The organism is Phosphitispora sp. TUW77 (assembly GCF_048453025.1).
Lineage (GTDB): Bacteria > Bacillota > Thermincolia > Thermincolales > UBA2595 > Phosphitispora.
Genome location: NZ_CP156677.1, coordinates 346003 through 372533, shown reverse-complemented (window position 1 = coordinate 372533; position 26531 = coordinate 346003). Strand labels below are relative to the sequence as shown.

Here is a 26531-nt window from a genome sequence, read left to right as displayed (position 1 = left end):
CAAAAGTCCTTTTACATACCGAGTATTTTCCTCAATTTTTTCGCCTGAGCCCGGCTAACAGGCACTTCACTCTTTTCATTGTCTTCTACTATTAGTGTATATGTACCATTAAAAAACGGAATGATTTCCTTTACTTTATGGAGATTAGCCAGATAACAGCGGTGTGTTCTAAAAAAAATCAAAGGGTTGAGACGACTTTCAAGTTCTTTCAAAGTAAATCTGGTAAACAGTTTATCATTGTATGTCTTTATATAAACATAATCCTGTTCTGTAAACGCATAAATAATGTCCGATTCATTTACAAGAATGGTCTTACCTTGTTTTTCTGCCGGAATACGATCAATCTTGATATGCTGCGGCTTCTGCCCGCTCCTCGCTGGTCCTTCAGAAGAAATCACCGGCTGTTCCACTGATGCGCCCTCTGCAGCGTTACCCGCTTGCTGCTGGTTAATTTTAACTATCTTTTTAATTGTCTGGCTCAACCTTTTTTCATCAAAAGGCTTAAGTATATAATCAACAGCATTGACTTCAAATGCCTTAACAGCATATTCATCGTATGCCGTTGCAAAAACAACATGCGGCGGGTTGGGCATCTCTTGAACCTTTGCGCCAACTTCAAGTCCATTAATCCCGGGCATTTCAATATCAATAAAAAGAATTGAATAATCCAGGGCCTTTATAAGAGTAAGGGCCTCCTGGGCATTTGTAGCTTCACCCACAACCTCAATGTTATCAAACTTATTGAGGAGAAATCTCAGCTCCTTCCTAGCCGGATATTCGTCATCAACAATCAATGCCTTAAGCTTCATTAGCATACCCCCTCTCATGTTCTTGAGTATCAAGAATTAATGGAACTCTTACCTGGATTGTTGTCCCTTCACCGACATCACTCGTCACTTTTAAGGCATATTCCTCCCCAAACAGACTCTTTAATCTTTCATTTACATTACTAAGACCTACTCCGGTACCTGAACCTACTCCATGCTGAAGTACTAAACCTATTTTATCACGAGGGATGCCGACCCCGTCATCTTTAACCAAGACATGCAATTCCCCTAATACCTTCTTAATGGTAATCTGTACCGCACCAGGCCCTACTTTCGGGATAATGCCATGCTTAACGGCATTTTCCACTAAGGGCTGCAGGGTCAGCACAGGTATTTTATACTTCATCAATTCCGGATCGATATCCCTCAATATCCTTAATTTTTCTCTAAACCTGGCCTTTTCCAGTACTAAATAAGTATTAATATACTCCAGCTCTTCTCTCAATGTATTAAAATGCCCGTGTTTTTTTAACGTTTGGCGGAAAAAAGCTGCTAGCCGTATCAGAAGCCTGCGGGCTGTCTCAGGGTTGGTACGACTAAACATAATTATTGTATTCAATGTATTAAACAAAAAATGCGGGTTAATCTGAACATGCAATGCCTGTAATTCTGCTTTTGTTACCAATTGGCTCTGCCTATCAAGCTCTGCCAGCTCCATTTGGATACCCAGCAGTTGTGCAACTCCGTTTGCCAGCTTAACGACATATGGCGGCATTTTACCTTGCTTTGTCTGGTAAAGCTTAATACACCCCTCTATGCGCCTCCTGCATTTCAGTGGTGCAATAACAACAGCCTCAAGGGGGCAATCACAGTTTTTAACCGGGCACTTAAGTTTTTCCTTATTATCAACTATTTTCAATTCCCCATTTTGAATAACCTGCTTAGTGACCTCTGTTAAGATTAACCTGCAGGGCTGGTGATGTTCACAACCTGCTCCAACATAAGCAAGCACCCTTTCCCTGTCCGTAATAGCAACAGCAGCCACTTCACTTAATTTAAGAATAATTTCGGCCACTTTCTGCGCCGTCTCTTCATTTAATCCCTTCCTCAAAAACGGCAAAGTTTCATTTGCTATCAGCAGGGTAGAATCCAGGTGTGCATTACCATCATCCATTTGGACGGCAATAAATTTTTGCGGCTTAACGTACCTGAAGAAAAGATAACATCCCAAGGTATTAATGAAAAAAAACACCGCAATAATAACCCAGGGATATGTGGTTACATCTGCAGCCACCATGACAGTCCCGAGCTGAACAACTGTCAACCCAAAGGCAATTGCCACCACTCGAAAATAATACATAAATATCCTCTCCCTACCATAATAGGGATATTCTTAATTTTCTTAATATTAATAAATTATTCTATTCGTTTTCCCATATTCCTTCATTTAATGTCGGCAATTATTTTCAGCTTCTTTTATAAATTAGTTATATCTTTTATGAAATATGTAGTATAATTTTGTTTAGGTTTAGCTTTAGCTTTAGCTTTATTAATTACATAATTTTTTTATTGGAGGTATTTTCAATCATGAAACTAATCAAAAACAATATTCTTGAAGCTATCGGCAACACCCCTATGGTTAAAATCAACCACCTTTGCCCTAATCCAAATGTTCTTATTGCAGCTAAGCTTGAAGGAACTAACCCAGGGGGCAGCATCAAGGACCGACCTGCGCTTTTCATGATTGAAATGGCTGAAAAATCAGGAGAACTAACCAAAGATAAAATTATTATTGAGCCAACCAGCGGCAATACCGGAATCGGCTTGGCAATGGTCGCTGCAGTAAAAGGGTATAAACTGATTGTAACAATGTCTGAATGGATGAGTATGGAGCGCCGCAAAACCTTATCGGCTTTTGGTGCTGAAATTATTCTGACACCGGGAGAAGAAGGTACTGACGGAGCTATTGAAAAGGCCCAAGAACTCTATGAATCTAATCCTAACCTTTATTTTATGCCTAACCAGTTTGCCAATCAAAATAATTACCTCGCCCATTACGAAAAAACAACAACGGAGATTTGGGAACAAACTGAAGGTAAAATCACCCATTTTGTAGCCGGAATGGGTACCACGGGAACATTAATGGGAGTATCCCAACGACTTAAAGAACTAAACCCTGATATTCATATTATTGGTGTTGAACCTAACATGAGACATAAAGTCCAGGGCCTGAAAAATATGGAAGAAGCCAAGGTTCCTGACATCTATGATATCAAGCGCCTTGACCGCAAGGTTCGCATCAATGATGATGATGCCTTTGATATGTCCCGCCTGCTAGCTCGAAAGGAAGGCATTTTTTCCGGAATTAGCGCAGGTGCAGCTATGCATGTGGCTGTAGAAACAGCCAAAGAAATTGACAAAGGTGTTATTGTAGTAATAATTCCTGACAGGGGCGATAAATACCTTTCAACAGACCTTTTCTGCTTCAATCCTTGTGGCAATACCAATTGTACAATAAAAGGAGAGTAAGTCATACCCCCTGACGCTGCCTGTTTCTCTCCCTTGGTGCCATAATAAGCATTACTGCTGCGCCTACAGCAAAACCACCAATATGCGCCCACCAAGCGACCATGTTTCCAGCCGCTCCAAGTGTCAGGAAACCGCTTAACCATTGGGTGAGAAACCAGATAAGTAAAAAGACAAATGCCGGTATCTCAATAAACGTAAAAAAGAAAAAAATAGGCACTAGAGTCAGTACTTTAGCCCTGGGATAACCGACAAAATATGCCCCCAGGATGCCCGCAACTGCTCCACTAGCCCCTATAATAGGCTCAGCAGCAACCGGATTGGCCCATATCTGTGCCATGGCGCCAACCAAACCTGCCGCCATATAAAGAAGGATAAAATTCCCCCTGCCCAGCCGGTCTTCCACATTGTCACCAAAAATCCAAAGGTAAAGCATATTACCCAACAAATGTAAAAATCCTCCATGCAGAAACATTGAGGTGAACAGCGGAACAATGGCCGGCAGCATACCTGCTTCACCTGTTAAAAAACCAAAAACATGCCTTGGAACAACCCCGAAATTATAAAATAACACCGACAGATGAGCCTGGTTCAAGGACAGCTCATAAATGAATATTAATACATTAAATATTATTAAAGCTACACTGACTGCCGGAAAACTGCGGGACCGTATATTATCCTTAAGTGGGATCATTTTTACCCTCCAATTTTTTTGTTAAAATACCTTCTTATATATTAACCAAAAATGCAGGTAAAATATGACCTCTGCTCAAAAAGACACCCTTCAGCTTTATTTCCCATAAGGACACACCAATACACATACCCCACAGATATGTTTCTGAAAAACTTTTACTGTTTGATTCATATACTCCGCACATGCGTCCACATCAATAAAAACCTCAGCCTTGTCTCCACGTTTCCATATAATATCCCTAATAGCAGATGCCGGACATGCATCTACACACCTGGAACAATTGCCACAGTCACTTTCAGTATACGGTGTCTTACTCACCAGCAATGGGGCATCAGTCAGTACGGTAGCCCAACTCATCCGTGCGCCATATTCCCGGTTCACCAGAAGCCCGCTTTTACCAATCCAGCCCAGTCCGGAACAGGTTGCCGCAGTCTTGTGAGGAAATAAGGAATATAGTTTTGAAATAAAACTTTTATCAGTTTTTGCCGAATCTGGAGGAATTGCCAGTGTGCGCCATCCCCGTGCCTTGAGAAAGGTGATTATTTTTTTTTGAACTGATTCCAGAACATGGTCTACTTCTTCATAATGGCTGGAATAAACTATCATTGAACCGGATTTATTAATTCCGCCATATCGGGGATGCTTAACGGCAAGAGCAATGGCATTGGGCATATGCTTTAATTCAGGGGCCAGTCCGACACTAACATCCCCAAACCCCGCAAGAGTAGCCCCCCAATCTATTATTTTCTCCTTCAGCAGTTCGGACTCAACATCTGTCATCAAACTTTTTTTCATACGCAGTGGAAATTTAAGCATTTTACCGCAACTCCCCTTATTTTTGCTATTAAACAGACTTCTGGGTTCCATACCATTTTCCTGCATCTATAATAATAAAAAACTGTCTTCTTATAATAACACTATTCTTCAGAAGAGTTAAGTTTTTCGGCAAAGTTATTAAAGTACTTATAGAATGGATGGTTGGGATTAGCAGGAAGCTGTCCGGTCTCATATTGGGCCATAGCCGCTGCCATAACTGCACCCGAGATAACTGCAGGGAATATTTTGGGGACGACAGCTATCGGTCCGCAGAAAATAAAATCACTCCAGTAAAGAACGGAGCATCCCTGAGCGGCTGCATTCATAGCGGCAAAACCGTCTTTACCAAACAATTCGCGGGCTTCCTTCCACATATAAGTACCGTTCGAACTAGCAGCACCACAGGGCCATCCGGTTGCCTCCTTAACAATCTTATTGGCTATACCGGAGAATGCGATTGCAGGCAGATTCATAACAGAAGTATCTACAAGTATAGATTCAAAAGTTCCTTCTGGTATAGATTCCATCATCTTATTATAGCTTATCAGCCTGCCCTTTGGCGAGGGGTCAGTCACATCATATACCTGAACTATAACATGCTTAATTCCCAACTCCTTAAGTTTGGTCACCTGTCCCGGAATGTCTTTGTCCCATGGAGTTATGCTGTTATAAACCAAACGGTCCTGGAGACCCAAATGAGCTGCATATTCAGCAGCTTCAAGACGCATCTTGTCAACCCACATATCAATAGCAAAGGGGCGGTCACTGATACTGATAAACCAGTCAATATACCTGATCATTTCTTCAGCTGAGTTAGCAATCATAGCAACAATTGCAGGAATACCTGTCAATTTTTCCATTTCTTCCTGCTTCTTAATATACTCTTCAGCTTTTGCCTTATCCCATTTACCCTCTTTTCTGCTCTCAAGAATCTTATCACCATTATGGAACATTGAGGAAATGAGTAAAGGCGAATTTTGACCATATTGTCCGCCAACTTTAAAATCAAAAATCCGGCATTCCTTTTGCGGTGTTTCTAATTTAAACATCATTTCACTCCTTGTCAGGACTATTTCAAGTCTTTCAAGGCTTTAATCATATTCAGGGCATACTTAAGCGCGTTACAGGCATCTTCAGCGAAGCCGTCAGCGCCCCACTTACTAGCGAGTTCCTCAGATATAGGCGCTCCGCCAATCATTATCTTGCACTTAGGGTTCTTTCCCTTAATCTTGGCAATAATATGTTTTATATCAACCATGGTTGTTGTCATCATAGCTGATATAAGTACCAATTCAGAATCAGTTTTCAGCTGCTCTTCAACAAACTTATCCATGGGAACGTCACAGCCCAGGTCATGAACATCAAACCCGGCTGCATCAAACATAATTGCAACAATGTTTTTACCTATATCATGAACATCACCCTGGACAACCCCAATTACTACTGTGCCTTTACCACTGCCTTCTTTTTGCTTCATGTAAGGCTTGAGAATATCTAAGCCTGCATTTAGGGCATCTGCACACATCAGCATCTCAGGAACAAAATACTCCTGCTCTTCAACCAATCTGCCAACTTCATGCATTCCTTCCACGAGACCTTCAAATACTGCTTCATAAGCATCAAAACCTTCGTCAATTACCACCTGAGCAGCTTCTCTCACTGCATCCTCATCGTAATCGACAACTCCCTGCTTTAAGGCTTCCCATAATTCTGCTTTCTTGTCTGCCATAATCAACACCCCCAAAGAATGCCAAAGCTGCTGCCAAAAACAATTATACTAAACCTTTTTTAATATGGCAATTAACCAAATTTTATTTTTAAATTATAAAACTACGAGGATTCTTTCATCCGGCATAGAAGTAGTAAATACCAAACCAAAAGGAGGTTATTTTTTGAAAAAGACAAGTATTTCCTCAATACTTCTGATTGTAATTTTATTTGCCGCCCTTCTGGTAAAGATATTTTCCAACTTCTACGTTAAACTGGCCTGGTTCAATGACCTCGGGTACAGCCAGCTTTTCATCACCCCATTACTGGCAAAGCTTAAGATTGGCGCCACATCATTTATCATCTACTTTCTGATACTTTTTATCATGGGCATTATTGCTTTCAGGGTATTTACCAATGCCCAGCGAGAAGAAATCAAGCCAAAGAACAAGCTTCATCTTTATGTCTTTGACAACTTGTCTTCACCAAAGGAAAAAGACATTACCCCTCCGAATTATCGTAAAACTGTTTCGGTAATCTTCTTAATAAGTATGATAATCAGCCTGGTGCTTGCTCTCGGAACAACAGGCCAAGGATGGATTAAGCTCCTCCAATTCATAAATGCCGCCGGTTTCGGTGTCCAGGAACAGGTTTTCGGGAAGGATGCTTCCTTTTATGTATTTAAATTACCTTTTTACAACTTTATACTGGAATCTCTGTTATCTTCTCTGACAATAATTTTTATTTTTAGTCTGGTTTTCTTCCCCCTAACAGGCCTTCTTAAACTTAGAGGGAATATATTCCGGAAAGGAGCCGTTCACATCCCCGGAAGCATTCGTAAATTCTGGGCTGTTTTCGCTGGGATACTATTTATCCTCTTCGGCCTCAAAAAATACCTTTCAATGTACGCTGTTATATACTCTCAGACCGGCTACGTCTTTGGTGCAGGTTATACCGATATTCACGTGAGCATACCCCTGGCAAAAATCCTGGCCTTGCTAGCCATTTTCTGCGGGCTTGCCAGCTTCCTATATTTTTTCATTAATGACCATAGACTGCTGCTAGGTGGTATAGCCCTTTACCTGGTAGTTGCTGTACTTGGTTCGGTGGTTCATGGTCTTATACAATATAATGTAAGCAATAATGAATTCACCAAAGAAAAACCCTATATCCAAGAGGAAATGAAATTCACCAAACTTGCCTACAATCTTAATAAAATTACCGTAAAAGACTATCCTGGTGATGCAAATCTGACTCTGCAAAATATAAATAACAACCGGGAGACAATGGACAATATCCGGCTTAATGACCCCAAACCACTAAAAACCGTGCTGTCTCAGAATCAAGGATTGAGATATTATTATAAGTTCAATGATATAGATGTAGACAGATATAATATCGACGGGAAATACAAACAGGTTATGCTCAGCGCACGGGAAATGTCTGAAAACGCCCTTACCGAAAAAGCAGGTACATTTGTCAACATGACTATGAGGTATACTCATGGATATGGAGCAGCAGCCACATTGGCAAACGAAATTGACCCTTCGGGGTACGCACACCTTATAGTAAAAGATATCCCTCCCAGCTCCAAAGTTGAGGGCATTGAAATAAAGGAACCTCGTATTTATTTTGGTGAACTAACTAATGACACCAGTTACGGATATGTAATCGGCAATACTGCAGCAAAGGAATTTGACTATCCCCAGGGTGATGATAACATGGAAAATACCTATCAGGGTAAAACCGGCTTGAAGTTCACCGAACTGAACAAGCTTTTTCTGAGCGCTTATTTCGATACCTTCCGTTTCTATCTGGCAGATGAAATCAATGAAGACAGCAAGCTTCTCATGATAAGAAATATCCGTGACCGTGTTACAACCCTGATGCCTTACCTCGAATATGACAGTGATCCTTACGTGATTGCTGCAAATGACGGGAAACTATATTGGATTCTTGATGCTTATACCTATACTAATAGATTCCCTTATGCTGCCCCGGTAGGAAACCTGAACTATATCCGAAATTCTGTCAAAGTAGTAATAGACCCTTATAATGGAACAGTAGACTTTTTTGTAACAGACAAAAATGACCCGGTGCTCAAAACCCTGGCCGGAATTTTCCCAGGTGTCTTTAAAGACTTGGACCTAATGCCTGCTAACCTCAAGGAACACATTAGGTATCCTGAAGATTATTTTAATATCCAATCATATATCCTGTTGAATTTTCACGTAAATAACCCTTCTGTATTCTACAACCGTGAGGACACATGGGAAATTGCCAAAAAAGTGGGCGAAAACGGCACAAATAATATTGAACCATATTATTCAATTATGAAGCTCCCCAATGAGGAAAAAGCAGAATTTACCCTGATGCTGCCCTTTACCCCGGCCAGCAGGAGTGAACAGCACCGCAATAATCTTGTCGCTTGGCTCGCAGCTCGTAATGATGGTGAGCATTACGGGGAACTGTGCCTGTATAAAGTACCGAAAAACGTAGAAGTTCAAGGGCCTTTGATGATTGACAGTTTGATTGATCAGGATACCAATATCTCCAGCAAGTTAACTCTCTGGAGCCAGGGAGGGTCAGATGTTATTAGGGGTAACCTCCTGGCTGTTCCTATTGATGACGGATTTATCTATGTGGAACCAATTTATATCAAAGCTGCACAGCAGGGGGCATCAATCCCACAGATGCAGGCAATAGTTTTTGCCATTGACAAAAAAATAATCATGGTGGAAACAAAAGACCTGGATACAGCAGTAGCAAAATTCTTTGCCCAGGAAGGAATGCAGGGGATTCCCCCCGAAGATGCCGTAGATACAGGCAAGCCGGAGGACTCCGGCGGGCTTGAGGAGACGCGTCAAGTCACTCCCAAGGAGTCCATCCTGCAACAGATAGAACAGCTAAAAAAACAACTTGAATCTCTGGAGCAGAATGTTAAGTCTTTATAAATAAACATTAAAGGGAGTATATCAATGAGTGGGATACTCCCTTTTTGATGGGCGGGAATCTAGTGAGTTATTGCACTGGTTTTCCGCACTGGCGTCGGAGGGTTCTAACCTTGCTCCTGGCGAGGCCAGTGCAAGGAAAACCTTGTGCAACACCTTACCAAGCTTCCCGCCCCTTCCTTCAAGTTGCATCCCTCTCATAGGACCATCAAAAGCAGGAAAAGAAAAAACTTGTTTTGAAAGTACATAAAGTTGAGTGGGGATTACTGCGTATGACACAAAATATTTCAAAGCTGGCAACTATCCAGTGGGCTTAAAGAGAAGCTCGCTGATTTTTTGACACAAAGACAGGGACCATGCCCATAAGTAGTAATTACTCATGACACAGCCCCTTGACTTACTGCTGCCGTGGTTTAAATGGAATTACTTTGGCCGGTTTCCTGGCAGGACGGGAAATCGTTTGGCAAGAACCACACTTGGAGCATCCGGCACCTCCGGCAACCGGCACTTTACGCCATCGTATTCTCCATCCATGCTCAACCTTGACCAACTCTATCTCTATATCGTATTGCGGTCCACCCGGTTTACTGGACAGCCTGGATTCTGTAACCTTAACCACAGTTGCTGCTTTATTGGCTTCCTTTTCTGTAGAATAAACCGCTTCCAGTGTTATCCATTTTTCCATGGAAATCCACCTCCCTATTCTGTTCTGCGCGGCGGCCGCGGCCCAAAATATTGATAATAGTGGCACTCAATCCTGCCATTATAAAGTTTTCTCTTCTTATCTGACTTCCGGCCAAAAACCTGTTCAAAACGCGGGTATGATGTCAGGATATAAGACGACCAAGTATCCAGAGACCCAAAAATCCTGCCCATTTCCTTATAAAGCATTTCAACCTCTTTAACATCACCCAGGCGTTCCCCGTAAGGAGGGTTACATACAATATACCCGTATTTTGATTTTGTCCGAACCTCAGATAAGGGAATCCTCTGAAAGTGAATATGTTCGGCAACACCTGCGGCCTTGGCATGATACCTAGCCAGGCTAAGGACCTTTTCATCAATATCAGTCCCTATAATCCGCAGTTTACAGTCCTTCTTGACAACGTCTGCTGCCTCTATCCTGGCCTCATGCCAAAGCTTTTCCGGAACAGACGGCCATAGTTCGGCAGCAAAACTTCGATTATGGCCTGGGGCAATATTTAAACCTATCAAAGCGGCCTCCACAGGAATAGTTCCCGAACCGCACAACGGATCCATAAAAACCCTGTCATCAAACCACCGGGCCAGGTTAATCATGCCTGCTGCCAGGGTCTCTTTCAGCGGGGCCTCCGAGCTAAGCTTCCGGTAACCCCTCTTATGAAGTCCTGGTCCGCTGGTATCCATGGTAAGTGTGGCCACATCCTTCAAAAGGCCCACTTCTATAGTATAACGGGGGCCATCCTCATCAAACCAGTCCTGCCGGTACTTTTCCTTCATTTTTTCAACGACCGCTTTTTTAACTATTGCCTGGCAGTCAGGGACACTGTACAGCTTTGATTTTACCGATTTTCCATTAACCGGGAAATTGGCGTTTACCGGCAGCCACTCGTGCCAGGGAAGGGCCTTGGTCTTCTGAAACAGTTCTTCAAAAGTAGTGGCCTCAAAAGCGCCCATTTTTAGCAAAACCCTGTCGGCACTCCTCAGCCAAAGGTTAGCCCTGCAGATAGCAGATTCATCTGCAGTAAAAGTAACCCTGCCGTCTTCTACAATAACTTCGTCATAACCCAGATTTCTGACTTCACGGGCAACCACCGCCTCTAATCCGAAGGTCGCCGTAGCTATAAGCTCAATTTTGGACATAAGCCCTCTCCTATCATTATATTAACAAATAATTCCTGCAAACACCAGTACTATTACTTTATCCAAATCCCTATAATAAGTATCAGCAGCGGCTGATGTACCAGGTAAACCAAGAGTGTATGCCTCCCTAGGAAAGCAATAAAATCCAGCCTGGATTTCCATTTGGAAACTCCCCCAGGCACTTTTAGAGAATTTCGGACAACTTCACCGCTATTGCCAGCCTCCGGATAAATTAACTTTTGCAGGTAAACCCCGTAAAAAAATACCCCCAGCCAGGGAAACAAAGGATAGTAATCCGCGGATATCCATGTGCTGTCAGTGAGGTTAAATAAAAAAAGGAGATTGTTTCGCACAACAACGGAATCGAAATAATTCCCCAGTGCTATGATAATAGTACCAAGCACCACAAGTATGTATTTGTCCATTTTTTTGAACAGCGGATATATCATTACACAAGTCCCAAGAAACTGTAAAATACCGTATTTTATCCCAAAAGCAGGGGTAAACAGGTGTGTTATTAAGGTAATCAGCATGCCTACCCCCAAAAACATAACACCCCTTTTAAAATTGTTTCTGCTAAAAGCAGAACTTATCGCAGAAATTATTATAAACAATACACCTGCTGTTTTTCCAATAAAAAAATATACTCCACTTTCATAATGCACCGGATATCCGTAAAACTCGTTTAAATCATAAACCAAATGAAATATCACCATCAATAACAAAGCTATGCCCCGCAGAAAATCCAGCTCCCATATCCTGCCTAAGATATTACTATTCTTCACCAAAAGTCACAACTAATATCCGTAAACAGCAGAGCTCCATTTAGATATCTCCTTTACATTTTGTTATACTGCTATATTTTGTTATTCTGCGCTTCGGCTACGAATACAATCCCTTGATAATCTTTTCTACTGATTTTGGCATTGTTCCCAGTTTTAGTATGTGCTCTTTGAGAAAAGAATTTTCCATTATAGCCTTCATGGACTGGATGGCATATTTCCTCTTGAATTCGTTTTTCAGGTTCACCCATTCAGGTATTTTAGCCATATAAAATTTACGGTAACAGTTAAGAACCGCGGTAAACAGTTCATCACTAGTCATTGCTTCAGGCTTGATAACCGGTTCCACCAGATTATACTTAGAGTAGTCATTTTCAAAAACGAAAGGTGCCAGTTCAGGGTACATATCAGCATAAGGCCAGGGCGCCAGAAGCAGAAAATGAGCAAAATCCGGATTATAGTGACATGCACTTTCGAAAGTCATTGCAATCGATTCTGCAGTCTCCCCCGGAGTGCCAAGGATAAACGAGGTTTCCGTTACAATCCCGGCACTGTGAATAATGTCAAGGGCCTTTTTGGAATCATCTACAGCAATCCCTTTTTTAAAGAGGTCAAGGTTTTCTTGGCTGGCTGCCTCAATACCCACATAAATATGAATAACACCTGCACTTCTGTATTTATTAATAATATCCTCATCACGAATAATGTCATCAACCCGTGTCTCCAACAAAAATAAAGCTCCCAAGTCTTTAGCAATCAACAGGTCAAGTATTTCCTCCCATCTCTGCCTGTCCCTGGTAGGATATTCATCAGAAATAAAAAATATCTCTACATTGTATTCTCTGACAAGATACTCAATTTCCGCAACCACACTCTCAGGGTTTCTTGCTCTCCAGGTTTTGTTCCAGAACTTATGCTGGGAACAGAAGGCACAATCATGAATACATCCCCGAGAAGTGGAAATAATCGCCAAACGTGAACCAGGGTAGATAAAAAAGGTGTAATCGTCCCAGTCAAGCAGGTCCCAAGCCGGGGAAAGGGTATCAAGGTCACAGGTATATTCTCTTACAGGGGTACAAATAACTTCATTGTTTCCGGCAAAAGCAATCCCAGAAACACAGGTAAAGTCTCCACCCGTTTCCCATACTGAAATTACCTCAGGCAAAGTAAACTCCCCTTCAAAACGGACAACCACATCAATAAACGGATAATCACGAAAGACTTCTTCATAGCAAAAGGTGGGGTGGATACCGCCAACTACAGTAAGACTGTCAGGTTTCCACTGCTTTACTTCCCGTAAAATGTCTGCAGCAGCAGGCATGGTAGCTGTATAAGCAGTTGTCCCCACTACATCAGGGTTATATTTTTTTATATTATCTATAATTTCTGAAAAACTATGGTTCTTGGCCATAGCATCATAAATCCTTACCTTATGACCGGCCTTGCGTAATTCTCCGGCAAGATAAACAAACCCCAGGTGAGGCCACCTGCCGGCGGATTCGACAACACCACAATGGTAATCAGGGGTAACCAACATAATTCTAGCCATAACTGCCTCCCGAAAATGAACAAAAAGATAATATACGTTTAGTAATTAGACTTCTTGTCGGAAAACTCCTGCTATTGGCATGAAGGTACCATAATTTATCTTCCCTGGAATTAAAAACCCCCTACTCTTAGCTGAGCAGAGGGCCTTTCTAAATTACGAAAAAGAAGGCTGATTCATATTCTGATAAACACCCAGCATTGTTTGGGTTGTTTGCTGTGCCAGGGTAGGAAGCTGGTACATTCCTTTTTGGTTCATAAAAATAAATATTTCATATGCCATATTAACTGAAGACATGGTAAGATTACTTATTATATTGCGCATGGTTAGATCCGCACAATCAAGAGCACCTCTTAACCTGAGTCCGGCGGCTGCCTTATGGCATCCCAGCATCCCTGAAGCAACATCACTGTCATCCATTTCATTAATATTGGCATTTGGTTGGACAGCTGCGGGCTGTCTAAGACCGTATTTTACACCGGCACTTCTGGCAGTCCTATATGGCACAATTGACCCGGCACCCTGGTTATGCAGGTAATTAACCAACTGGTTGTATTCGTTAAACATGAAATTAATCTGATTGTCCAATATGTGCATAAGCTGCTGGTCCCTAATGAACTGCCTGTATAGTTCAAACTGGTTAATACTGTTGATGGTATCTGTGAGAATATCATGGACCATCATTAATTCGTTTGCACCAAACCTTGCAGCCTGCTGACCGGTTGATATTTGTGTCTGGAACCCGGTCTGATAGCCTGTCTTCATACCGGCCTGCGGGCCTATATAACCTGAGTGGTACACTGATTGTGGATTCATCTGCCCTCCAACCTCTACGTCACTGCTCACGAAGGGAAGATTTACGTTATTACCTTGATGTGTTCCCATCTGAGGCTGAGTATTTCCATGAATACCTTGATTCTTATTCATTTTAATTCCCCCTTATGAAAAATTTGTTAATCTAACGGCTTGCGCCACTAAAATAAGTTTGCCCAAATTTTTCATTTGAATGTATGGGATTGTACATTTTCATCCAATATTATAGTTTCATCTAATCTTATAGTTTCATCCAATACTCTCTTAAACAACCCTATGTGCCGGTCCCCTTTACGATAGGCTTCAGAAGCCTTGTCCAGTTCCCGGCCGATGATTTCGTATTGTTTATAAAAGTAGTCAAACCTGGTTTCCAGCTTCACCAGCTTTTCCTGAATAGTCCTGGCCTGCCGAAGCACTTCCATGTTCCGGATGCCTGACATGATAATCTGGAGAAAAGCATAGAAGGTATTGGGGCTTACCGGCATTACTTTATTTTTTTCAGCTTCCTCAGTAATCCTTGAGGTATGACCAAGATAATTTTTTTCGGCAATTGTTTCATAATATACTGCCTCTGAGGGAATAAACATCAGAGCAAAGTCAGATGTCCCACGGTCAGGGGCAATATACTTGCCTATTTCCCTAATTCTCAAGATAACGTCTTTCTCAAACTGCTTCCATAATAATTCTTTTTCCTTAGGATCTTCTGAATTCATATATCTCAGATAATTATCCCGCGGGAATTTGGAATCTATTGGAATTATCATATCCCTGTAATTAACAGCAATATCAACAACAGCGCCCTCACCAAGCTTGTATTGACGGGTCCACATTCCTCTGGGAAGAACCTTGTCCAGCATTTCCTCCAGGATTGCCTCACCATAGTTCCCCCTTATTTTGGGTGCCTGCAATATATCTTTCAGAGAACGTCCTAACCGGGCTGATTCTTCTTGTTGGTTGATTATTTTTTCCACAGTCGCCCGCATGTCTGTCATAAGGGTCAGAGTCTCCCTGGTTCTCTGGTTAATATCCTCCCTGGCATCACTCATTTCCTTGCGGGTAGTATTAACCGATTCTTGTATCTGGCCGCGAAACTCAAATAAGGTGTTTTTGACCAATAGTTCGAGGTCAATGTTCCTCTTCCCGGAAATCTGCTTATAAAGAAGTACACCTACCAAGATTGTCAATATCGTTAACAGAATAACTATGATTACTTCCATAGATTGTCCCTCCCTAGAATAAACTTAGCCAGTTTACCCTTCGACAATTTATGGTCCAATCCTTTTTTCTCAGATGGCTGGCAAACAAAGTAAAAGGAGCGTTCCCATAAAATTTTTTATTTTTTTAGGAACGCTCCCCATCTCATTTTCGATTCTCACTCTGATAAAACAATTTCAAACCTATACTACTCTTTAAGGGGTACCCTGCGGTATACAGATACGCTGTCCTATCATCAGGTTATTAGGGTCAACTCCAGGATTTGCAGCTATTATGGCTGCTACGCTGGTGTTAAATCGTATAGCAAGAGAATAATAGGTGTCTCCGGCCTGGATGATGTAAGGCACAGTCCCTGGAGGGCACCCAACAGGAGGTATCGCAACAGGAATACAGATACGCTGTCCTATCATCAGATTATTAGGGTCAACTCCAGGATTCACAGCTATTATAGCTGCTACGGTGGTGTTAAACCGTATGGCAAGAGAATAATAGGTGTCTCCGGCTTGGATGATGTAAGGTGTTGTTCCAGCAGGACATTGAGCAGGAGGCAATGCCTGTGGAATACAAATGCGCTGTCCTATCATCAGGTTATTGGGATCAACTCCGGGATTTGCAGCTATTATGGCTGCTACGGTGGTGTTAAACCGTATGGCAAGAGAATAATAGGTATCTCCGGCTTGGATAATGTAAGGTGTCGTTCCGGCAGGACATTGAGCAGGAGGTGCCACACCGGGAATACAGATAACCTGCCCAATCATTAAATTATCTGGGTCTAATCCGGGATTAGCCATAAGGATATCATCAACACTAACATTAAAGAAGCGTGAAATCTGGTACAAGGTATCCCCAGGCTGGATAGTGTAATATTTACCTCCGGGGCACGGCGGCGGCCCTGCCTGCTGGGGTATACAGATTACCTGACCTATCATCAGGTTATTGGGGTCAATACCCGGATTGACAGCAACAATTGCCGATACTGTAGTGCCATACCTGATTGCAAGACTGTAAAGCGTATCACCGGACTTAATTACATAAGACACTGTTCCCGGCGGACAAACTATCTGATAAGGAGTAACCATAAAATATCACCTCTCCATAGTTTTACTACAGTATATTCAAGTCCGCTAAAATTGCTCCTCTGCAGTTAATTACAACCACTTCCAATTAAGCTCCTTGCACAGCTTATATAAATCCCAACAGCCTCACTGTCTGGGTCAAAACGAAACATAACACAACACCCGTCAAAGTTGGCACGAGAAATGATACTGCAGTCCATTTCCAACTTTGGGTCTCTTTCTTAATGGTCCACAAAGTAGTGCCACACGGGTAATGCATCAAGGAAAACAGCATTACACACACTGCGGTCAGCCAAGTCCATCCATGGGAAACCAGCAGTTGCCTTAAAGCCTCCAAACTGTCTAATTCCTGAAGGAAGCCTGTGGATACATAACTCATAATAATTATTGGAATGACAATTTCATTAGCAGGGAACCCAAGGATAAATGCCATCAAAATATATCCGTCAAGGCCCAGCATTCGTGCAAAAGGCTCCAGAATACCGGCCCCATGGTCCAGTAAACTAACCCCGCCGATATGAATATTTGCCATGACCCATATTGCCATACCTGCAGGAGCAGCTACACAGGCCGCGCGGCCAAGAACAAACAGGGTCCGGTCCAACACAGAACGAATGAGGATCCTGCCTACTTGTGGTTTGCGGTATGGGGGCAGTTCCAATATAAAGGAAGAAGGTAATCCCTTTAGTATAGTTGCTGAGAGAATCCTTGAAATCAGCAGAGTCATAAATACTCCCAGAATTACTACACTCATAACAGCAAACGTGGAAATAACCGTTCTTAAAGTCCCGGAAACCGTTCCGCCAATAAAAATTGTAGAAATTGCTATTAATGTAGGAAACCTGCCATTGCAAGGGACAAAATTATTGGTTATTGTTGCAATAAGCCGTTCCCTGGGGGAATCAATAATCCGGCATCCAATTATGCCTGCCGCATTACACCCGAAACCCATACACATAGTTAACGCCTGTTTTCCGTGAGTACGGGCTTTTTTAAAAAAATTATCCATATTAAAGGCAACTCTTGGAAGGTAACCCAAGTCTTCCAAAATGGTAAACAACGGAAAGAATATTGCCATCGGGGGCAGCATAACTGAAACAACCCAAGCAAGGGTCCTGTACATGCCTTTGACCAACATACCTTGAAGCCATAATGGGGAACCGGCCAATTGGAACAACTCGGTCAGCTTCTCCTCAATACAAAACAAAAAACCTGCTATTATATCAGAAGGGTAATTAGCTCCTGTAACAGTTAACCAGAAAACCAGGCCCAGGAGAAGTATCATAGTTGGAATACCATATCTCTTGGATGTCAGGATACTATCAATTTTTCTATCACTGCTGTTAAATTTTTGATTTTCTGAAATAACCGCTTCCTCACAAATTTCTTCCGCTAATTCCACAATTCTTGAAACAACCCTATCACGCACAGAATTATTATCAAAGTTGTTATCTTGTAAAAATTTTCTTGCTAATGCAAGTTTATTGGTCAAAACCATATCATTCAAGAGATCAAAACCCATCATATCCCGAAGAGAGTCGAATATGGAATGATCACCTTCAATTAATTTTAGTGCCGCCCACCGGCTGTTTACTTTGCTTTTTACGATCCGTTCGACTTCTGGTTCCAGTATCCGGACAGCCTCTTCAATGATACCCTCATATTCAATTTTTAAAGGCCTGTTAATAGTGTCTTGCTCAACTATCCAGCAAACCGCATCCATCAATTCGTATAACCCTTTGCCGCTGCGTGCACTTGTTCCCACAACCGGGACACCCAGCCTTTCCCGGAGTTTTTCCAAGTCTATTTTTATTTTTTTTCGTTCCGCCTCATCAATAAGGTTTACACATACAACAACATTATCTGTAACCTCAAGGATCTGAAATACCAAGTTGAGGTTTCTTTCAAGACATGTGGCATCTGCAACTACAACTATAGCATCAGGCTCACCAAAACAGATAAAGTCCCGTGCTGCCTCTTCATCGGCTGAACTCGCCATAAGTGAATAAGTCCCCGGAATGTCGACAAGGACAAACGATTTATCTTTATGCCTGTATTTCCCCCTGGCATTGGTCACGGTTTTTCCGGGCCAGTTTCCGGTATGTTGTTTTAGTCCTGTAAGGCTGTTAAAAATGGTACTTTTACCAACATTAGGGTTGCCTGCCAGGGCAACAACAAAATACTCGGACATTACTCCCCGGTTAAAGCTTCGACAATTATTCTTGAAGCCTCATCAGAACGCAGCGCAATGACTGCACCCCTTATAAAATATGCCGTAGGATCCCCGGAAGGGCTTTTCTGAATTGCCTCAATCTGGGTATCTTTGATCAAACCTATATCCATCATCCTACGGCGAGTATTGCCATCGTTTGTAAGACACCAGACTTTCGCGGCCCTGCCCAAAGGGAGTCTATTTAACGGAATCAATTCTCTTTTCATGACTACCTCCCTGAGTTTATCATTAATTAAGTCTAGGAAAGTTTTTTTCCCTAGACTAATATATGAACTCATAAAATTAAAGGTGACAATACGGCCCTTGCTAAAAGTACAGCTTGCGAAATGAAAAGCATTCCAAAATTCACAAGGTATAATCTCTGTTCTACAAAAGCAAAATACAGTTGAAATCTAAATTTGGAGGTGGAATAGTTGTCCAAAAAACAAAAGCAGGAAGCTACCGGTAAAGCTGCTTTTAACACCAATAATGATGCAGAATTTGCCTCAGAATTTGGTGAAACCCCAAAAAAATTGGGTAAAAAAGAAGCCACTGAAAAAGCTGCTTATAATACTAACAATGACCTTAACAAGTAAAGGATAAAATTAAAGAGGTATCATAGTAAATGTTAGAAGCAATTGGGGCTAACTCATCACTAATGAGTTGGTCCCTTTAACTTTTAAATTTTATAGTTCAATTAGATTGCGGTTAGTTTCAACCAACTCGCATAATGCAAGTAACTCGTATTGTCTTCCGCAAAAATATGGAAAATACATAAAACTAACCTCCAAATTTATTGTTCAAAAACTTATCCAATCGCCATTAAGTAAAGTATTTTTATATACATACTCGTTTCGATAAGTTGGGTCATTATTTTATATATTTCACTTATCAGTGTTTGATTACTTTTTACTTCCGAGTCTTTTATATAACGTTTAATAACTTCACAATAAGTGCTGTTGGCTTTTTCTGTTAGTAAATCTGTAAATGTATTACGGGTGAAAAATCAATTCAAAATAAAATTATTTGAATTGATTTTACCACCCCTCCTACACATACTTATACAATTTAATTATAACACAATACCATTTTTTGGAATATATAACGTTTTCATTAATAAAATTTAAGTCATATAAGTTTAATTTTTTTCGGGCATCCTAATAAAAATGTGTAATTTAGGAGGTCATGCCCATGAAACTCACTGAAACACCCAATAGATTAGCAAATGAAAAAAGCCCTTATCTTCTGCAACACGCTCATAACCCTGTGAATTGGTATCCTTGGAGTGATGAGGCGTTTTCCAAGGCTGAAGCTGAAGACAAGCCCATCTTTCTTAGCATAGGTTACAGCACTTGTCACTGGTGCCATGTTATGGAGCGAGAATCTTTCGAAGATACGGAAGTAGCCGAAATTCTCAATAAAAACTTCATATCAATTAAGGTTGATAGGGAAGAGCGCCCTGACATAGATACAATTTACATGGCATTCTGCCAAGCCATCACAGGACAGGGCGGCTGGCCGCTGACAGTATTTTTGACCCCAGATAAAAAACCTTTTTTTGCCGGGACATACTTCCCCAAAAAAGATACACGGGGGATTCGCGGGTTGATAAGTTTGCTAAAACAAATTACTGAGCTTTGGCAAAATCAAAAAAACAAGATACTGAGTTCCGTGACTGATATAACAAATGCCATTGAGAATAACTTTTTTAGCCATGATAGGGGAACAGTAACTGAAGACACCCTATTGAGGGCATATGATTATTACGAAAATTCCTTTGATCCAGTATACGGCGGTTTCGGCAGTGCCCCCAAGTTTCCCGCCCCACATAACCTCTCCTTCCTGCTGCGCTTCTGGAAAATGACCGGCAGGGAACGTGCGCTGGAAATTGTGGAAAAAACCCTGGAATCCATGTACTTAGGCGGTATGTACGACCACATTGGTTTTGGTTTTTCCAGATATTCCACTGATAGACAATGGCTTGTACCGCATTTTGAGAAAATGCTTTATGATAATGCCCTGTTGGCGATAGCATACCTGGAAGCTTACCAGGCAGGGAAAAAAGAAAAGTGGGCCAAAATCGCGCGTGATATATTCTCATATGTCTTAAGAGATATGACCTCTCCTGAAGGTGCTTTCTATTCTGCTGAAGATGCTGATTCAGAGGGTGAGGAAGGCAAGTTTTATGTGTGGACACCTGATGAAATTAAAGAAGTTCTTGGAAATGAAGAAGGGGAGCAAATTTGTCAACAGTATGATATTACCCTTCAAGGTAATTTCGAAGGGAAAAGCATCCCCAACCTTATCCGAACAGGCTACCAGGAAGGCAATTTAAAGGCATTAAACCAGCTTTTTATTTATAGAAACAAGCGGATACACCCGTTTAAGGATGATAAAATTCTCACTGCATGGAATGGCCTGATGATTGCCGCACTGTCCCTGGGATCCCGCGTACTTAATGAACCCCAATATGCGGAAGCAGCAGAAAAAGCTGCAGAATTTATCACGCAAAAACTGAGGCGGTCAGATGGGCGCCTTCTAGCCCGCTACAGGGATGGCAGTGCTGACTTTCCTGCTTATGTTGATGATTATGCCTTCTTGGTTTGGGGACTTATTGAGTTATATCAAGCAACTTTTAAACCCGGCTATTTGTCACTGGCACTGGAGCTTAACCGGGATATGCTAAAATTATTTTGGGATAACAGTAATGGCGGCCTTTTTCAATACGGCTCCGACGCAGAGAACCTTATCAGCCGGCCAAAAGAAATTTATGATGGAGCTATGCCTTCAGGTAACTCGGTAGCTGCCCTTAATTTAATAAAACTGGCAAGGTATACAGGTGATACAGACCTGGAGAAAAAATTCCGGCTACAATTAGAGACATTCGGGGGGGCAATAAACAAATCACCTATGAGTCATGCAAATTTCTTGATGAGCGTATGGTTCGATATAATGCCTTCATTAGAAATAACTTTATCCGGGAACCCTGAATCCAATGAAATGGAAGAAATGCTGCGGGTAATTAACAGAAGTTTCCATCCTGAACTGTTACTTACAGTAAGGGTTCCCGGCAAAGAAGATGAAGAAATTTCTACAGCTTATGTGTGTACTAATCATTCTTGTCAGCAGCCGATTACAAGTGTGAAAAAACTTGCCGAACTGCTTACCTGACCACCACATTTTCCGTAGGGTCAAAAGGGAGTGTCCCATAAGTGGGGCTTGTTGACAAATTCCCAATAATTTTAACTTATTGAAAGGTGTTTCAAGGAACCGTGTAGAATTATTAATTCTACCGGTTTTTTGATGGGAGTGAGCAATATGATGGATAAAAATCAACCCAGCCAAAGCAAATATATGTATGTCAACTTGGAGGAACTGGTTCCCAAAGACCATCTCCTCCGAGAAGTAATAGATAAGATTGATTTTAGTTTCATCTATGACAAGGTTGAGAATATGTATTCACACAGGGGACGCCGTTCTGTTGATCCGGTTAAACTAATCAAGATGTTACTGATAGGATATTTTTTCGGAATTCCGTCCGAACGGCAATTAGAAGAACAAGTGAGAGTGAATCTGGCCTACCGTTGGTTTTTAAATATTGACCTGGATGAACCTGTCCCGGACCATTCAACAATTTCGCAAAATAGAAGAAGGCGGTTTAAGGGAACTAATGTGTTTCAGGAAATATTTGATGAGATAATCAAACTTTGCATTGCTGAAGGAATTGTCACTGGTGAAATCATAGTTACAGATTCCACTCATATAAAAGCCAATGCTTCTAATAAGCGAAAGGAAGTAGTCACGGTAGAATGCACTCCATCTGAATACTTGGGTATACTAGAAAAAGAAGCCGAAGCTCTTCAGGAAAAAATAAATAAGGAAAAAGGCTATAAAGGCAAGAAACGAGGAAAAGAACCAAATACTGCCCCGAAAACAAAACAAATCGTTAGGAGTAAAACAGACCCGGAAAGTGGCTATCTGAACCGGCCTGAAAAACCAAAGGGCTTCCACTACTTAGACCATATGAGTATAGATGCTAAACACGGCATAATTACGGATGTTTATGTAACTCCCGGCAATGTTGACGACAGTGAACCTTACATAGACCGGCTAAAATCACAGCAAGAACGGCTTGGCTTAAACATTCGGAAAGTTGGTGCAGATAAAGGTTACGACTATATGAATGTTCATTATGGATTAGACAAATTGGGAATTGAAGGGTATATTCCTGGTTTTGCAAGGCTCAGTAAAACAGAGAGTTTTACTATAGATAAGTTTGCGTATAATAGAAATAAAGATGTTTATATATGCCCAGAAGGCAAATTTCTCTATCTATCTCATATTAAGCAAAAAAAGACTAAAGTATATGCCGCTAGGACCAGAGAATGTAAAGCATGTCTACTAAAAGAACAATGTTTGTCTAAAAGTGATAGGCGAAAAAGTGTAACACGCCCCTTCCATCAAGATTATGCAGATAAGACCCATACAAGGCAAGGATCGGTTGAATATACGCGGATTCGAAAGCTTAGGCGAATGTGGTGCGAAGGAACAAATGGTATTTTAAAAGAAAACCACAATCTTTCAAAAGCAAGAAGAAGAGGCATCGCCAATGTTTTGGAACAATGCCTCTTATCGGCGTTAGTTATAAACATAAAAAGATATATAAAGGCAATAAAACAGCGGGAATTACGTAAGAAACACACATGCATTTCAAATAAAATACGAACTATAATGAGAAAATGGCTAGGGAAATTAGTTCCTAGCCATTTTTGTCAACAAGCCCCATAAGTGATATGCTCCCTTTTTGATTGGGCGGGAAATCTGGTGAGTTATAGCACCGGTTTTCCGCACTGGCATCGGAGGGTTCTAACCTTGCTCCTGGCGAAGTCACGGACTAAACCGCCAATTCGGCATCCTGCCTCAGTGGCGGCTCCGCCATCCGTGGCTCCGGTTCGTGACTTCGCTTAGCGGAGTGCGGTAAGACTCCTCACGAGGCCAGTGCAAGGAAAACCTTGTGCAACATCTCACCAAGCTTCCCGCCCTTTCCTTCAAGGTGCATCCCTCTCATAGGACCATCAAAAGCAGGAAAAGAAAAAACATTGCTTTGAAGGTGAAAGGGTTTTTGCTTCCAGTGTAGAATTATTAATGAAACAGTAAAGATGCGGAGGAAGCTTATGAAAAAGAAGGGTCATCAGAAAGTAGTCTTTAAGCCATACGATATGAATCAGCTGTCCTTGCCCATGAGTTTGGAGAGCATGATTCCACCACAGCATAAAGTACGTGCTGTGAACCAGGTAATCGATGAAATAGGCATAGACCCACTCTTGGCAAAATATAAGGGGGGCGGCGCAGGCAGTTACCATCCGAAAATGATGTTAAAGGTATTAGTTTACGGGTACGGCCGCAAGGTCTGGTCTTCAAGGCAATTGGCCAGAGCGTTGCGGGAAAACATACATTTCATGTGGCTGGCCGGAGGCAACACTCCTGACTTTCGCACCATCAACCGCTTCAGGTCAGATATGAAGACCATAATTGACGAGGTATTTCAATTACTGGTGGAATATATGGCTGCCGAAGGTCTGATTAATCTTGAAGAATACTATCTTGATGGCACAAAGATAGAGGCAAATGCCAACAGATACAGCTTTGTATGGAAAAAGAGCGTAGATAAGAACCAGAAGAAATTGCGGGAAAAGGTTAAAGGGCTACTGGAAGAAATAGACCGGGCCAATGAATTGGAAGACGAACTTTATGGAGATCAGGATCTGCCTGAAATGGGCGAAAACGTGGTGAATAATCCTGAAGCCGTTGCGGATCTGGTTGGAAGAATAAACGAGGCATTAAGCAAAAAAGGCAAAAATGATAAAAGTGTAAAAATCACTAGAAAAGCTGCCCGTACTCTTGTTAAGGACTGTCTGCCCAGAGCCATGAAGTACAAGGTTCAATTAGCTGCAATTGGCAATGAACGTAACAGCATGAGCAAGACTGACCCGGAAGCTACCTTCATGCGGATGAAGGAAGACCATATGAAGAATGGCCAACTCAAGCCTGCATATAACGTGCAAACAGGCACGCAAAACCAATTCGTGGTAGGTTTTAGCATTCATCAAAAAGCAACTGATACTTCCTGTCTGAAAGTACATCTGGAAGGTATAAAAAAGGCCTGGGGCAGTGTACCGCAGAAGATTATTGCAGATGCAGGCTATGGCAGTGAAGAAAACTATGAATATCTGAAAGAGCAGGAAATTCAAAACTTTGTTAAATACAACAAGTTTCATTATGAGCAGAAGCGCCACGTTAAAACCAACCCATGTCTTAGGGAAAACATGGTCTATGATGCAGAAAACGACCAATATATCTGCTATGAACACAAGAAATTAAAATACATAAAAACGGTAAAAAGAAAAAGCACTACTGGCTACGAGTCTCATGTTAGAGTATATGAATGTGAAGACTGTACCGGGTGTACCAACCGAGAATCCTGTACTAAAAGCAAGTACTGGAACCGTAGGATAGAGGTTAATGTCCGTTTAGAAGAGCTAAAGCAAGAAGCCAGAGAAAACTTAACTTCTGAGCTAGGCCTTGCCCTGCGCAAAAGACGCTGTATTGAACCCGAGTACGTATTTGGCCGGATAAAATGGTGTTGGGGCTTTAAAAGATTCCTCCTCAGGGGTCTTGAAAAGGTTAAAATTGAGTGGGGATTACTGTGTATGGCACATAATATTTCGAAAATGGCAACTATCCAGTGGGCTTAAGGAGAAGCTCGCTAATTTTTTGACACAAAGACAGGGACCATGCCCATAAGTAATTACTTATGACACGGTCCCTTAGTTTTGCAGCCTTTAAGGTTTGGGTTCCGGTTGAATTTCAGATTGTTTCTGCTCCGGCTCAGGTTCCTGTTCCTGCTCCTGCTCCTGCTCCTGCTCTGTTTCTTCTTTCTGCTCCTGTTCTGTTTCTTCTTTCTGGTCCTGCTTTACCTGTGACTGCTCGGTTTTAGTTTTTGGAGATGCATTTTCTGAGTCTTCTACTCCTGTTTTAAGGCCCGAACGGTACCCGGCCAGAGGATATTTTTTTAACCCTGATACACCATTAGTTTCAACAGTATGACAAGAGTAACAGGTTCCCTTCTGCTCACTGTAAAAGGTCTTGCTTTCCCAATGTGCCTTATGAATTCCCCGGTAAAACTTTTTATAAAGAGAATAATCCTTTTCAGCTTCATGACACCGGTAGCATTCATTGACAGTTGCCTCTTTGACTTCTGGATGTCCCGAAATTCTTGTTACATAAGCCGGGAGGGACTGGTCCACCTGAGCAGTCTTTTTATGGCAAGATACACATCCATTTTCAAAAGGATCAGCTGCTGCTGATGCCATCATTGTCTCATATTGGGGCTCGGGAATAGGTTTCTTTTCCGCCTCCCCACCGGCACAACCGGTTATAAGCACAATTGATAGCAGCACAAAATAAAAAATATGTTTATTCATTCAAATACCTCCTTTGATTTTTTAACTAGTTTCCCCTATCCATACAGGTAAAATTCCAATTATTTTTTTGCAGCATTTATCGAATAATTACTTTAATTAT

Annotated in this window: 22 protein-coding genes; 6 read left to right on the top strand and 16 right to left on the bottom strand. The window is 41.7% G+C overall.

All coding sequences use genetic code 11. The features are described from left to right. Positions 1-11: 11 nt before the first annotated feature. A complete protein-coding gene (locus ABFY19_RS01825) occupies positions 12-809 on the bottom strand; it encodes a LytR/AlgR family response regulator transcription factor (RefSeq protein ID WP_418791567.1) in 798 nt (265 codons plus the stop codon). Further along, positions 799-2127: a histidine kinase gene (locus ABFY19_RS01820; protein ID WP_418791566.1), complete on the bottom strand. Its 1329-nt coding sequence runs from the start codon at positions 2125-2127 to the stop codon at positions 799-801. Before ABFY19_RS01820 ends, ABFY19_RS01825 begins: the two co-directional genes overlap by 11 nt. 227 nt (positions 2128-2354) lie before the next feature. On the opposite strand from ABFY19_RS01820, the gene ABFY19_RS01815 reads away from it, so the two are divergent. Then, positions 2355-3296, top strand: a complete 942-nt coding sequence (locus tag ABFY19_RS01815) for a PLP-dependent cysteine synthase family protein (protein WP_418791565.1) — start codon at positions 2355-2357, stop codon at positions 3294-3296. 1 nt (position 3297) lies between these two features. Here ABFY19_RS01815 and ABFY19_RS01810 read toward each other — a convergent pair whose 3' ends face one another. The 4 genes from ABFY19_RS01810 to ABFY19_RS01795 all read right to left on the bottom strand — a co-directional run bounded on the left by ABFY19_RS01810 (position 3298) and on the right by ABFY19_RS01795 (position 6532). After that, a complete protein-coding gene (locus ABFY19_RS01810) occupies positions 3298-3987 on the bottom strand; it encodes a rhomboid family intramembrane serine protease (protein ID WP_418791564.1) in 690 nt (229 codons plus the stop codon). Positions 3988-4083: 96 nt separating this feature from the next. Further along, positions 4084-4803: a 4Fe-4S double cluster binding domain-containing protein gene (locus ABFY19_RS01805; protein ID WP_418791563.1), complete on the bottom strand. Its 720-nt coding sequence runs from the start codon at positions 4801-4803 to the stop codon at positions 4084-4086. Positions 4804-4904: 101 nt separating this feature from the next. Continuing rightward, entirely contained in the window at positions 4905-5852 is a 948-nt protein-coding gene (locus ABFY19_RS01800) for a tetrahydromethanopterin S-methyltransferase subunit H family protein (RefSeq protein ID WP_418791562.1), read from the bottom strand. Between the two features lie 20 nt (positions 5853-5872). After that, positions 5873-6532: a cobalamin B12-binding domain-containing protein gene (locus ABFY19_RS01795; RefSeq protein ID WP_418791560.1), complete on the bottom strand. Its 660-nt coding sequence runs from the start codon at positions 6530-6532 to the stop codon at positions 5873-5875. Positions 6533-6695: 163 nt separating this feature from the next. Here ABFY19_RS01795 and ABFY19_RS01790 point away from each other — a divergent pair, with 163 nt between their 5' ends. Next, on the top strand, positions 6696-9464 hold the full coding sequence (locus tag ABFY19_RS01790; protein ID WP_418791559.1) for a UPF0182 family protein: 2769 nt from the start codon (positions 6696-6698) through the stop codon (positions 9462-9464). Positions 9465-9858: 394 nt separating this feature from the next. On the opposite strand, the gene ABFY19_RS01785 is transcribed toward ABFY19_RS01790, so the two are convergent. From ABFY19_RS01785 to ABFY19_RS01745, 9 genes are all read right to left on the bottom strand, one after another. Then, the gene (locus ABFY19_RS01785; protein WP_418791558.1) at positions 9859-10146 is read right to left on the bottom strand and encodes a hypothetical protein; all 288 of its coding nucleotides are present in this window, start codon (positions 10144-10146) and stop codon (positions 9859-9861) included. A gap of 14 nt (positions 10147-10160) precedes the next feature. Then, the gene (locus tag ABFY19_RS01780; protein ID WP_418791557.1) at positions 10161-11303 is read right to left on the bottom strand and encodes a THUMP domain-containing class I SAM-dependent RNA methyltransferase; all 1143 of its coding nucleotides are present in this window, start codon (positions 11301-11303) and stop codon (positions 10161-10163) included. 53 nt (positions 11304-11356) lie between these two features. Further along, positions 11357-12019: a heparan-alpha-glucosaminide N-acetyltransferase gene (locus tag ABFY19_RS01775; protein WP_418791556.1), complete on the bottom strand. Its 663-nt coding sequence runs from the start codon at positions 12017-12019 to the stop codon at positions 11357-11359. A 166-nt stretch (positions 12020-12185) separates the two neighbouring features. Further along, positions 12186-13634 (bottom strand): cobalamin-dependent protein, encoded by a 1449-nt coding sequence (locus ABFY19_RS01770; RefSeq protein WP_418791555.1) that lies wholly within the window; start codon positions 13632-13634, stop codon positions 12186-12188. A gap of 153 nt (positions 13635-13787) precedes the next feature. After that, the gene (locus ABFY19_RS01765) at positions 13788-14558 is read right to left on the bottom strand and encodes a spore coat protein (RefSeq protein WP_418791554.1); all 771 of its coding nucleotides are present in this window, start codon (positions 14556-14558) and stop codon (positions 13788-13790) included. Between the two features lie 71 nt (positions 14559-14629). Further along, entirely contained in the window at positions 14630-15661 is a 1032-nt protein-coding gene (rmuC, locus tag ABFY19_RS01760; RefSeq protein WP_418791553.1) for a DNA recombination protein RmuC, read from the bottom strand. Positions 15662-15853: 192 nt separating this feature from the next. Then, positions 15854-16738: a LysM peptidoglycan-binding domain-containing protein gene (locus ABFY19_RS01755; protein WP_418791552.1), complete on the bottom strand. Its 885-nt coding sequence runs from the start codon at positions 16736-16738 to the stop codon at positions 15854-15856. A 103-nt stretch (positions 16739-16841) separates the two neighbouring features. Next, positions 16842-18926 carry a ferrous iron transport protein B gene (feoB, locus tag ABFY19_RS01750; RefSeq protein ID WP_418791551.1) on the bottom strand — a complete coding sequence of 695 codons (2085 nt, stop codon included), beginning with the start codon at positions 18924-18926 and terminating at the stop codon, positions 16842-16844. Continuing rightward, positions 18926-19174 carry a FeoA family protein gene (locus tag ABFY19_RS01745; protein ID WP_418791550.1) on the bottom strand — a complete coding sequence of 83 codons (249 nt, stop codon included), beginning with the start codon at positions 19172-19174 and terminating at the stop codon, positions 18926-18928. Before ABFY19_RS01745 ends, feoB begins: the two co-directional genes overlap by 1 nt. Before the next feature lie 207 nt (positions 19175-19381). On the opposite strand from ABFY19_RS01745, the gene ABFY19_RS01740 reads away from it, so the two are divergent. The 4 genes from ABFY19_RS01740 to ABFY19_RS01725 all read left to right on the top strand — a co-directional run bounded on the left by ABFY19_RS01740 (position 19382) and on the right by ABFY19_RS01725 (position 25702). After that, the gene (locus ABFY19_RS01740; RefSeq protein WP_418791549.1) at positions 19382-19543 is read left to right on the top strand and encodes a hypothetical protein; all 162 of its coding nucleotides are present in this window, start codon (positions 19382-19384) and stop codon (positions 19541-19543) included. 595 nt (positions 19544-20138) lie between these two features. Beyond that, positions 20139-22118 carry a thioredoxin domain-containing protein gene (locus ABFY19_RS01735; RefSeq protein WP_418791548.1) on the top strand — a complete coding sequence of 660 codons (1980 nt, stop codon included), beginning with the start codon at positions 20139-20141 and terminating at the stop codon, positions 22116-22118. 132 nt (positions 22119-22250) lie between these two features. Beyond that, entirely contained in the window at positions 22251-23735 is a 1485-nt protein-coding gene (locus ABFY19_RS01730) for an IS1182 family transposase (RefSeq protein ID WP_418790466.1), read from the top strand. Positions 23736-24121: 386 nt separating this feature from the next. Continuing rightward, entirely contained in the window at positions 24122-25702 is a 1581-nt protein-coding gene (locus tag ABFY19_RS01725; protein ID WP_418791547.1) for an IS1182 family transposase, read from the top strand. Between the two features lie 87 nt (positions 25703-25789). Here ABFY19_RS01725 and ABFY19_RS01720 read toward each other — a convergent pair whose 3' ends face one another. Then, positions 25790-26431, bottom strand: coding sequence for a cytochrome c3 family protein (locus tag ABFY19_RS01720; RefSeq protein WP_418791546.1), 642 nt, complete (start codon positions 26429-26431; stop codon positions 25790-25792). Positions 26432-26531 lie beyond the last annotated feature (100 nt).